This is a genomic window from Kitasatospora sp. NPDC093558 (assembly GCF_040683475.1).
Classification (GTDB): Bacteria; Actinomycetota; Actinomycetes; order Streptomycetales; family Streptomycetaceae; genus Kitasatospora.
Genome location: NZ_JBFBDY010000204.1, coordinates 1 through 10,607, shown reverse-complemented (window position 1 = coordinate 10,607; position 10,607 = coordinate 1). Strand labels below are relative to the sequence as shown.

General features: G+C 72.7%; 8 protein-coding genes. 3 read left to right on the top strand and 5 right to left on the bottom strand.

The features are described 5' to 3' along the window. Positions 1-84: 84 nt before the first annotated feature. The 3 genes from AB0O00_RS19950 to AB0O00_RS19940 all read right to left on the bottom strand — a co-directional run bounded on the left by AB0O00_RS19950 (position 85) and on the right by AB0O00_RS19940 (position 5,478). Positions 85-1,527, bottom strand: a complete 1,443-nt coding sequence (locus tag AB0O00_RS19950; RefSeq protein ID WP_363653540.1) for an aldehyde dehydrogenase family protein — start codon at positions 1,525-1,527, stop codon at positions 85-87. A gap of 242 nt (positions 1,528-1,769) precedes the next feature. Further along, on the bottom strand, positions 1,770-3,335 hold the full coding sequence (locus AB0O00_RS19945; protein WP_363653538.1) for a PucR family transcriptional regulator: 1,566 nt from the start codon (positions 3,333-3,335) through the stop codon (positions 1,770-1,772). A gap of 154 nt (positions 3,336-3,489) precedes the next feature. Further along, positions 3,490-5,478: an ATP-binding protein gene (locus tag AB0O00_RS19940; RefSeq protein ID WP_363653536.1), complete on the bottom strand. Its 1,989-nt coding sequence runs from the start codon at positions 5,476-5,478 to the stop codon at positions 3,490-3,492. A 356-nt stretch (positions 5,479-5,834) separates the two neighbouring features. Between AB0O00_RS19940 and gabT the strand changes: the two genes are divergently transcribed. Continuing rightward, positions 5,835-7,175 carry a 4-aminobutyrate--2-oxoglutarate transaminase gene (gene gabT, locus AB0O00_RS19935; protein WP_363653534.1) on the top strand — a complete coding sequence of 447 codons (1,341 nt, stop codon included), beginning with the start codon at positions 5,835-5,837 and terminating at the stop codon, positions 7,173-7,175. A gap of 497 nt (positions 7,176-7,672) precedes the next feature. After that, on the top strand, positions 7,673-8,323 hold the full coding sequence (locus tag AB0O00_RS19930; RefSeq protein WP_363653532.1) for a phosphatase PAP2 family protein: 651 nt from the start codon (positions 7,673-7,675) through the stop codon (positions 8,321-8,323). A gap of 5 nt (positions 8,324-8,328) precedes the next feature. Here AB0O00_RS19930 and AB0O00_RS19925 read toward each other — a convergent pair whose 3' ends face one another. After that, positions 8,329-8,700 (bottom strand): DUF2218 domain-containing protein, encoded by a 372-nt coding sequence (locus tag AB0O00_RS19925; RefSeq protein WP_363653530.1) that lies wholly within the window; start codon positions 8,698-8,700, stop codon positions 8,329-8,331. Positions 8,701-8,913: 213 nt separating this feature from the next. Between AB0O00_RS19925 and AB0O00_RS19920 the strand changes: the two genes are divergently transcribed. Next, entirely contained in the window at positions 8,914-9,447 is a 534-nt protein-coding gene (locus tag AB0O00_RS19920) for a MarR family transcriptional regulator (protein WP_363653528.1), read from the top strand. Between the two features lie 33 nt (positions 9,448-9,480). Here AB0O00_RS19920 and AB0O00_RS19915 read toward each other — a convergent pair whose 3' ends face one another. Further along, positions 9,481-10,209: a ZIP family metal transporter gene (locus tag AB0O00_RS19915; RefSeq protein WP_363653542.1), complete on the bottom strand. Its 729-nt coding sequence runs from the start codon at positions 10,207-10,209 to the stop codon at positions 9,481-9,483. Positions 10,210-10,607: the final 398 nt, after the last annotated feature.

Here is a 10,607-nt window from a genome sequence, read left to right as displayed (position 1 = left end):
GGTTGGGTTTAACCGGGGCCAGGCCCGCATCCGCCGTTCTGCTGAGTCGTCCCTGCTTGGTCGTCTCTGCTTGGTCGTCCCTGCTTAGAGGTCGAGGCCCGTCAGGACCATGACCTTCTCGACGGTGTAGTCGGCCATCGCGTACTTGACGCCCTCGCGGCCGACGCCCGAGTCCTTGACGCCGCCGTACGGCATCTGGTCGGCGCGGTAGGACGGCGCGTCGCCGATGATCACACCGCCGACCTCCAGCTCCCGGTGGGCCCGGAAGGCGGTCTGCAGGTCGTGCGTGAACACGCCCGCCTGCAGGCCGAACGGCGAGTCGTTGACGGCGGCGAACGCCTCGTCGGTGCCGTCCACCCGGTGCAGCGACATGACCGGGCCGAACACCTCGGCCTTGGCCAGGATCGCGTCGCCCGGCAGGTCCGCCAGCACGGTCGGGGCGTAGGACGCGCCCTCGCGCGTCCCGCCGGCCAGCACCTTGGCGCCCTTGGCGACCGCGTCGTCCACCCAGGACTCCACGCGCTTCGCGGCGTTCTCGTCCACCAGCGGGCCGACGTCCGTCGCGTCGTCGTTCGGGTCGCCGGTGACCTGCGCCTGCACCTTGGCGACGACCTTCTCCACCAGCGCGTCGTACACCGACGCGTCGGCGATCACCCGCTGCACCGAGATGCAGGACTGGCCGCCCTGGTAGTTGGCGAACATCGCGATCCGGGTGGCCGCCCAGTCCAGGTCGGCGTCCGAGGACCAGTCGGCGAGCACCACGGCCGCGGCGTTGCCGCCCAGCTCCAGGGTGCAGTGCTTGCGCGGCACCGAGTCCATGATCTGGTAGCCGACCTTGTCCGAACCGGTGAACGAGATCACCGGCAGGCGCTTGTCCTGCACCAGCGCCGGCATCCGGTCGTTCGGCACCGGCAGGACGCTCCACGAACCGGCCGGCAGGTCGGTCTCGGCGAGGATCTCGCCCAGGACCATCGCCGACAGCGGCGTCGCCGGGGCCGGCTTCAGGATGATCGGGGCGCCGACCGCGATCGCCGGGGCGACCTTGTGGGCGACCAGGTTCAGCGGGAAGTTGAACGGGGCGATGCCCAGCACCACGCCGCGCGGGAAGCGGCGCACCACCGCGAAGCGGCCCACGCCGCCCGGGTCGGTGTCCAGCCGCATCGTCTCGCCGTTGGTGCGGCGGGCCTCCTCGGCGGCCCAGCGGAAGACGGAGACGGCGCGGCCGACCTCACCACGGGCCCACTTGATCGGCTTGCCGTTCTCGGCGGTGATCAGCCGGGCGATCTCCTCGGTGCGCTCGGCCAGGCGCTTGGCCACGTGGTCCAGCGCGGCGGCGCGCACGTGTGCCGGGGTCGCGGCGAACACCGGCAGGGCGGCGACGGCGGCGTCCAGCGCCTCGTCGACCTGGGCCTCGGTCGGGATGCTCACCCGGCCGACGGGACGGCCGTCCCAGCTGTTGTGCACCTCGAAGTCGGCGTCACCGCTCGCCCGGCGGCCGGCGAGCCAGAAATCGTACGTGGTGGTCACCGTGGTACCGGCCCTCTCCTCGTCGTCGTCGGACCCACGAACATGAGCCCGAACCCGAGGGTAGGGGCGGGGGCGCGACAACCGGATTGGCCGCCGAGGAGCGTTCGGCCCGGGGGGCACTCCATCCCGTCCAGGCGTTCGGGGCGGGGGCGCTGTAGCCGCCGCTTGTGGCGACGCCTGGCCCTCCTAGTCCCCGCCCGTCACTCCCCGCCCGTCACTCCCCGGTCGTCACTCCTCGGTCGTCACTCCTCGCCGGAGCGGAGCGCCAGCCACAGCTCCATGCGGACGTCCGTGTCGTCCAGCGAACGCCCGAGCAGCTCCTCGACCCGGCGCATCCGGTACCGCAGGGTGTGCCGGTGCACCCCCAGGTCGGCCGCCGCCGCGTCCCACTGCCCGTGCCGCGACAGCCACGCCCGCAGCGAGGCCACCAGGTCACCGCGAGCCGTCCGGTCGTGCTCGCGCAGCGGCCGCAGCAGCCCCTCCGCGAACGCCGTCACCGCGTCCTCGCCCAGCAGCGGCAGCAGCGACCCCGCACCGACCTCCTCGTGGTCCACCGACCGCCGGCCACCGCGCAGCGCCACCGCCAGCGCCCGCTCGGCCTGCGCGTGCGCCGTGCCCGCCTCCTCCAGCACCGCCGGCGCCGAGACGCCCAGCGACAGGCCCTCGTGCTCCTCGACGACGCCCAGGCAGGCCCGGTGCACCGCGCCGTTGTCCAGCGCCAGCACCATCAGCCGCGGCCCGTGCGTCCCGTCCTCCCGCGCGACCAGCAGCTTCTCGCCCACCCGGGAACCCGCCTGCTCCGCCCGGTCCCCCAGCTCGACCAGCGCGTCCGCGGCGTCCGCGGTCGGCCCGGCCCCGGCCACCAGGACCCGTATCGTCCCCTCCGGCAGCCCCCCGAACAGCCCCACCGCCACCTGCCGGGCCGTCGCCACCTCGCCCGCCAGCACCATCCGCAGCAGCGCCGCGCCCATCCGCTCCTCCGCCTGCCGCAGCTCGCGCGAGCGCTCCAGGGTGAGGGTCAGCAGCGCCACCGCCGCGTTCAGCACGTACCGCTCGGTCGGCGTGATCCGGTCCTCGGTGCCGACCGCCAGGAAACCCCGGGCCCGCCGGTCCGCCCCCAGCGACTGGACCACCACGTAGTCCTCGTCCGCCGTGTCTATCCCCGGCGACCGCCCCTGCAGCGCGGCACTCGACGGCGCCGGACGCCGCCGCAGCCGGTCCACCTCCGCCGCCAGCCGCCCCGCCCGGCGCGCCGCCCAGTCCGGCGCCACCACCGACAGCGCACCCGACCCGTCGTACAGCGCCGCCCAGCCCCCCAGCCGCGCCGCCAGCCGGCGCACCACGGCCGTCGTCCCGTCCTTGCCGAGCGCGGCCCGGGTCAGCTCCTCCTGCGCCTCGAAGCTCGTCGTCACCGCCTCGTACTGCTCCGCGGCCAGCGCCGCCGACACCACCTTGCTGATCGCGATGAACGGCGTCGGCTCCGGCACCCGCAACAACGGCAGCCCGCGCTGCGCCGCCGCGTCCACCAGCGGCTGCGGCACCTCCGTGTGCGACAACCCCACCCCCAGCCCGAGCCCCACCACCCCGGCATCGGCCAGCCGGTGCACGTACGCCTGCAACTGCGCGGCCGTGCGGCCCAGCTTGATCCCGGTGGTGAGCAGCAGCTCGCCACCCTCCAGGAACGGCGTCGGGTCGTCCAGCTCACTGGTGTGCACCCAGCGGACCGGCCGCTCCAAGTGGTCCGCACCGGCGAGAACCGTCAGGTGGAGCGAACTGTTGCGGACGACGGAGGCGAGTGTGGGAGGCATGGCACCTTCGGGGGAACGACCCGACCGCGCCATTGCGGCCGGGCGAGGAGAGGGCAGTGGATCCGGTGAGGGTCTCTCCCCTTCATTATGGACGCCCCGGACAACCGGCACTGCCGAATCCACCGCGAAGGCGACTTCTGCCGCCTCGCCCGCGTCAGCCCCGGAGATCGACCAGGAGCGGCGGAACCTGCTCCCCCGACACCGCCGTCAACGACACCACCGCATGCCCCGCCGGCAACGCGTGCGCCAGATCCGACGGCGACCACCGCAACCGCTCCACATCCCGCGTCGTCACCGACTCCGTCTGCGCCGTCGTCCCCGACAACGCCTTCCGCCCCATCCGCCCGGCCCGCCGCACCACCCCACCGGAGGTGTCGGGCGTGTGGGTCACTTCGGTCTCGTGGACGACATGGGTGCCCCACGCCTCGGAGAAGAACTTCCCGTCCCAAGGGGCGATGCCCGGGAAGACCATCCGGCACCCCACCGCTCCGAACAGCTGGGTCCGCAACGCCTCGGGTAGATCCATCAACGTACGAAGCAGCAACACTGCGCCTGCGTTGGCCCCCCGCATCCGTTGCAGACCCCGGATTGTGTTGGCGTCCAACGCGGCCGAAGCATCATCCACTACCAGCCCGGCGAAGAGCGAACGGTCCTCTCGCGCAGCAGCGGCCACGACGAACTGCCCCACCACCAGTCGGGAGAGAATCCGGGCCGCCTCCGGGTGGCTCCGCTCTGGCAGCTTCACCCGAACCCTCAACGGGTGGTCCAGAACACGCATCGCAAACGGCATGCGTCCCGTGCCATCGGTGGCGAACGCCCCCTCGAACGCCGGACGGTCGAGCAGGGCCAGCCGGTCCGCCAAGAGCACGCCCGGGTCATCGGCACGCCCCTGCTGCCGCTGCCGGTGGTCCAGATCCCGCTCGTAGAGCGCCAGCTGCCCGGACGCACGGAGGGCTTTCACCAACGGGTCCAGGATGTCGGGTTCACCCGCGAGCAGGGACCGCAACTCACGCACCCCGGGGTACCGCCCATAGGCCGTCTTGAACGGACCGACGACCTGCTGGAGCGTCGTTCGAGCGCTCTCCGCACGAGCGTTCAACTCGTCCGGGAGCAGCGCCTCGGCCAGCCGGGCAGCTGCCTCATCGGGATCCTGGGTCGCTCCGTACAGGTCCAGCCCGTAGGCCGAACCCGGCTCGCCCGGTGCGATCACCACGTCGTACCAGGATTCGGGTCCGAGGTCGGACTCCGTTGCGCCGATCACCACTGTGCACGCCGTACCGGCGAGCGTCTGAAGGCACAGCGCCTCGGTAATAGGCCTCGCCAAACGGGCTGTCTTGCCGGTCCCTGCTGGGCCCACAGCGAGAAGGGAAGTACCAAGCAAGGTGGGGTCAAGTGCGAACCCGGTGGCCCTGTGGGTCGGCGGGTTCTTCACCACGTCCTGGGTGGTCCCCAGACGGACCTGTTGCAGCAACAGGTCGTGCCGCCCCTTTCGGACCAAGAGGTCACGACTCTCGGACGGGTGTGCGAAGGCCGCACCACCCCTCGCCATGACCTGATCGACGAACGCCGGGACGAACGCAGCGTCCGCCTGCGCCGACTCCCAGGCACGCTGGATCCGTACGTAGTCGACATCGCCGACGGACGAGCGGTCCAGCTTGGCAGCCGCGTCCGACGCTCCGCCCACGCGCTGGACGATCCACGGGTCGGCAGCGGGAACCGCCGCCGGTTCGGCTGCCGGTCTCACCGGAGTCGGCCCCTCGTGCGTGACTGCCAGAGCAAGCACGGGCGCAATGTTCTTGCGCCAACCCGCCGGGGTGAGGAACCGTCGCCAGACCTCCCGCCACCGCCCGGTCCGCCAGAACACTGCCGCAGCACAACTGATCGTCACCAGATTGATGAGTATCTGGACGACGTTGAACTGTTCAGGTGACGTCCCGACGAACCAGCCGAACAACGTGCCAGTCACCCACATCAGAATGAACGTGCCGATGTAGTACGTCGCGAAGGTGGCGACAAGATTCAGCACTGCCCGCCACAGAAGCTGCCCGGTGGGCACCTTCGCCTCTTCGGCCTGGGCTGGGTTGATCGGCTCGTGTCCCTGCCGATAGATACCCGGCGCCGCTTCCGGCCGAGGGGTCGCCACCCACGCCGGAAGGTTGAAGGGCCCTGCCTGCGACGCTCCGGGGCGCTGGTGGGGCATGGGGGGTGGGGGTGTGGTGGTCCGGTCGCCGTGGTGGTGTGCCCCGTCCTGTGCCATGTGTACGGCCCCGCTCCCTCGCCCGCCCGGCCCGACCGCCGTCGGTGCCGCCATACCCATGCCGCCGTACCGGCGACACGCCCGCGCTCAATGTAGTGGAGCGGGGCCTGCGGGTAACCGTGCCACCCGCGCTGGCCGTGCCGGACAAGTCGGACGGCGCAGTGCTACCGAGTGGCGCATGCCCGGTCCCCGGGGGCGGCCGTAGCCTGCGAAGCATCGAGCCTAGAAGTCTGGAGAAACCCATGAGCGCCGCAACGCCGCTCCCGCAGGAGCGCCGCCTGGTCACCGCGATCCCCGGTCCGAAGTCGCAGGAGCTGCAGGCCCGCAAGCTGGGTGCGGTGGCGGCCGGCGTCGGCACGACCCTGCCGGTGTACGTGTCCCGCGCCAACGGCGGCGTGCTGGAGGACGTGGACGGCAACTCGCTGATCGACTTCGGTTCCGGCATCGCCGTGACCAACGTCGGCAACAGCGCCGAGGCCGTGGTGGCGAAGGCGAGCGAGCAGCTGGCCGCCTTCACGCACACCTGTTTCATGGTGACCCCGTACGAGGGCTACGTGGCCGTCGCCGAGCAGCTGAACGAGCTGACCCCGGGCGACCACGAGAAGCGCACCGCGCTGTTCAACTCGGGCGCCGAGGCGGTCGAGAACGCGGTGAAGATCGCCCGCGCTTACACCAAGCGCACCGCCGTCGTGGTGTTCGACCACGGCTACCACGGCCGCACCAACCTCACCATGGGCCTGACGGCGAAGAACATGCCGTACAAGCAGGGCTTCGGCCCGTTCGCCCCGGAGATCTACCGCGTGCCGGTGGCCTACCCGTACCGCTGGCTGACCGGTGCCGAGAACTGCGCCGCCGAGGCCGCCGCGCAGGCGATCGACATCATCAACAAGCAGATCGGCGCGGAGAACGTCGCCGCGATCATCATCGAGCCGATCCAGGGTGAGGGCGGCTTCATCGAGCCGGCCAAGGGCTTCCTGCCGGCGATCGTGGAGTACGCGAAGGCGAACGGCATCGTGTTCGTCGCCGACGAGATCCAGACCGGCTTCTGCCGCACCGGCCAGTGGTTCGCGTGCGAGGACGAGGGCGTCGTCCCGGACCTGATCACCACCGCGAAGGGCATCGCCGGCGGTCTGCCGCTGGCCGCGGTGACCGGCCGCGCCGAGATCATGGACGCCGCGCACGCGGGCGGCCTCGGCGGCACCTACGGCGGCAACCCGGTGGCCTGCGCCGCCGCGCTGGGCGCCATCGAAACCATGAAGGAGCAGGACCTCAACGGCAAGGCGCAGCGGATCGGCGAGATCATGCTGGGCCGCCTGCGGGCGATGCAGGAGAAGTTCGACATCATCGGCGAGGTCCGCGGCCGCGGCGCCATGATCGCCATCGAGCTGGTGAAGGCTGGCGGCAAGGAGCCGAACGCCGAGGCCACCGCGGCGATCGCCAAGGCCTGCCACGCCGAGGGCCTGGTGGTGCTGACCGCCGGCACGTACGGCAACGTGCTGCGCTTCCTGCCGCCGCTGGTCATCCCCGAGCACCTCCTGAACGAGGGCCTGGACATCCTGGAGGGCGCGTTCGCCGGCGTCTGACGCGGTGAGCGCCCCCACCGGGCGAGTACCCCCGCCGGAGGGTTGTCCGGACAGCGCTGAACGGCCCGCTGGGACCTGCCAAGGTCCCCGCGGGCCGTTCGGTTTTCCGCGTGGTGGCGCCCCGGATGAGGTCTCCTCATGGAGATGCGCGGGCCGATCGTTCACAGGGCCGGAGGGTTGCCCGGTGGGCGGTGAAGATGATGTGCGGAATCACTGAAGGCGCTCGGCGTGGAAGGACCGTTGACGTAGTGTCATCGCAGATGGACAGCGAGCCTCAGCCATTGGCGGAGCCGTCCGCGGAGCCGCCGACCGGTGCGGGTCCGCACGGGGACCGCGAGGACAACCAGGCCGCCCCGCCAGGGGTGGTGCACACCGAAGGCCGATCGACCGACCGTCCGACCCACACCCCCCGGGGCGCACGGAACGGCGATCATCCAAGCCGCCCCGGAGCTCTCCCCCCTGCTCCGGGGCGGCTGTTCGGTGCCCTGGGCCGGGCGGTGGTCTCGCCGCTGGTGCCGCTCGTCGCGGCACTCCTGCTGCTGGTGGTGTCGTGGCAGGTGGTGGTGGACGGGCCGCTGCTCGGACTGGACCGGTGGGTCAAGCACGGTGTCACGACGGCCCACCACGACCTGCACAGCGCGCTGCTCGCCCGCGCCGGCCACGCCCTGGCGGATCTGGGCGGCACCTTCCCCGCGATCCCGGCCCTGCTGGCCGGGGGCGGGCTGGCCGCGTGGCGCTCGCGCCGGGCCGGGGCGGCGCGCTGGTGGCTGCCACTGCCGGTGGCGGCGCTCACTGCGGTGCTGATCCCGCTGCTGGTGGTCCCGGCCAAGGCCGCGTTCGCCCGTCCCGGCCCGCTCGGCGATCCGCTGGTGCCGGGGCAGTGGGGCTGGTACCCGTCCGGGCACACCGCCACCGCGACGCTGTCGTACGGGGTCGCGGTGCTGCTGCTCGCCCGGACGACCGGGGTGCGCGTCGCACGCGGGTTGCGGGCGGCGGCGGTGCTGCTGGCGGCCGGGGTCGGCGCGGGGCTGGTGTGGAGCGACTTCCACTGGGTGCTGGACGTGGTGGCCAGCTGGTGTGTGGCCGTCCTGGTGCTGTGGGCGCTCGCGCGCCGGCTGCCCGGGCCCGAGCGGACGGACGCGCCTTAAGCCCCTTAGGCCTCGCCCTTCGGCTCCTCGTCCTTCGGCTCCTCGTCCTTCGGCTCCTCTTCGTTGCGGTGGACGAGGCCGGGCTCGCCGTTGTCGCGATGCCACTCGACGACGAGTTCGTCGCGCGCGCCGAACCGGACGAGGTGGCGGCCGACGACGTCCTCCAGGCCGGGGAGGTTCTCGCGCTCGCCCTCGACGACGAGCAGCAGGGCGTCCGGCTGCGCCTCCAGGGTGGCGGTGCCGGCGCCGAAGGTGAGGGTGCCGCGGCCGGTCTCCTCGGAGAAGGCGGTCTCGATCTTGCGGCCCATGTGGGCGGCGAGCTGCTTGGCGTAGCGGGCGGGGCGGTCGGTGGCGACGCGGGCTTCGGAGCGGGGCACGGGCCCTCCAGGTTCCGGGGAGGGCACTTAGGGCACCCTCACTTGCGGCTACGCTAACCTGGATACTGAGCCTGGCTCAACATATTTCCGCAGGGGTCGTCCGCCCGCGCCCGGAGCACCGGTCCGCACCCGCTCGCAGCGCCTGTCCGCCGCCGGTCGCGGGCCGCCGACCGGCCGATACGCTTGGGCGGACGCCTGCCGAGGAGACCGCCCATGACCACCACGCCGACCGACGACCCGGCGCACTCCTCCCCCACCGCCCGGACGGGCCCGGCGGGCTCGGCGGGCTCGGCGGGCTCGGCTGACACCGCCGCCGAGCTGGCGGACGCGATGACCCGGGCGATCAAGCGGATCCGGCGGCGCACCAGCGAGCGGCTGGAGCCCTACGGCATCACCCCCGGCCAGGCCCGGGCGCTGCGCACGCTCGCCCACGCGCCCGGCTGCGAACTCCCGGACCGCGCGATGCGCCTCAGCGACCTCGCCGACCGCCTGCACATCGCGCCGCGCTCGGCCACCACGGTGGTCGACGCCCTGGAGGAGGCCGGCCTGGTCGAGCGCAGCCCCGACCCGGCCGACCGGCGGGCCGTCCGGATCCTGCTGACCGAGGCGGGCCGCGCGGCGGTCGAGCGGATCGGGCTGGTCCGGCACGAGGTGGCGCAGGAGTACTTCGGCGAGGTCAGCCCGGCCGACCAGGACGTGGTCCTGCGCGTGCTGCGCGCCGCCGAGACCCGGTACGCGGGCCGCTGACCGGGCCGGTCGGCCGGGACGCGCAGGGCCGCCCTAGTTGGCGAAGCCGATCACCAGCCACATGAAGCCCACCCCGGCGAGGGTGCAGAGCAGGGTGTTGCGGGACGGGTGCGGGCTGTGGGCCTCCGGGAGGATGTCGGAGGTCGCCAGGTAGAGCAGGAAGCCCGAGAAGAAGCCCAGGTAGAGGCCGAGCAGGTGCTCGGGGATGGTGAACGCGAGCGTGATCGCTGCGCCCGAGACCGGGGCGATCGCGTCCGCCGCGAGCAGGGTCAGCGCGCGGCGCCGGTTGTTCCCGTAGAGCCGGGTGATCGTGTACGTGTTGAAGCCGTCGGCGAAGTCGTGCGCGACGACGGCGATGGCGACGACCGTGCCGACCGTGGTGCCGGCCTGGAAGGCGGCGCCGATCGCGAAGCCGTCCATCACGCTGTGCCCGACGAGGGCGAGGGCGGCACTCAGGCCGATGCCCTGGCGGCCGGACGCGTGGGCGTGCGCGTGCTGGTGGCCGTGGGTGTGCTCGGCGTACTCGCCCTCGTGGCCGCGGTGGATGGCGACCGCGCGCTCCACCACGTGGATGGCGAGGAAGCCCGCGGCGAACATCAGCAGCGCCTGCGGCACTCCGTGCACCTCGCCGGGCGCCTGGCGCAGGGCCTCGGGCAGCAGGTCGAAGACGACGACGCCGAGCATCAGTCCGGCGGCGAAGCCGAGCACGAGGTGGCGCCGGTCGCCGGTGCGCTGGGCGACGAAGCCACCGATCAGCGTCATCAGGAACGCGCCGGCGGCGACGAGGACCGCGGTCACCGGGCGGCCTCCGCACGTGCCGGTCCGTCAAGTGGTCTGCGGGCCGCTCTGCCCATCCGTCTCCCCCCAGGGTTGCGCCCGACGCCGGGCCGACCGCCGACCGTACCGGACGGGCGATCGGCGGCTTTCGCCCGGGGTGCCCGGCCCGGCCCGGGCTCGTTCCCCAGCCTCGGGCCGGGGGTGGCGGCGCGCCCGCCGGAGGAGCCGTCGGGGTGAGCCCTCGGGGGACGAACGGGCTGGTCGCGCGGCTGGTGACAAGCGGTCGGAGACAAGCGGTCGGAGACAAGCGGTCGGAGACAAGCGGTCGGAGACAAGCGGTCGGAGACAAGCGGTCGGAGACAAGCGGTCGGAGACAAGCGGTC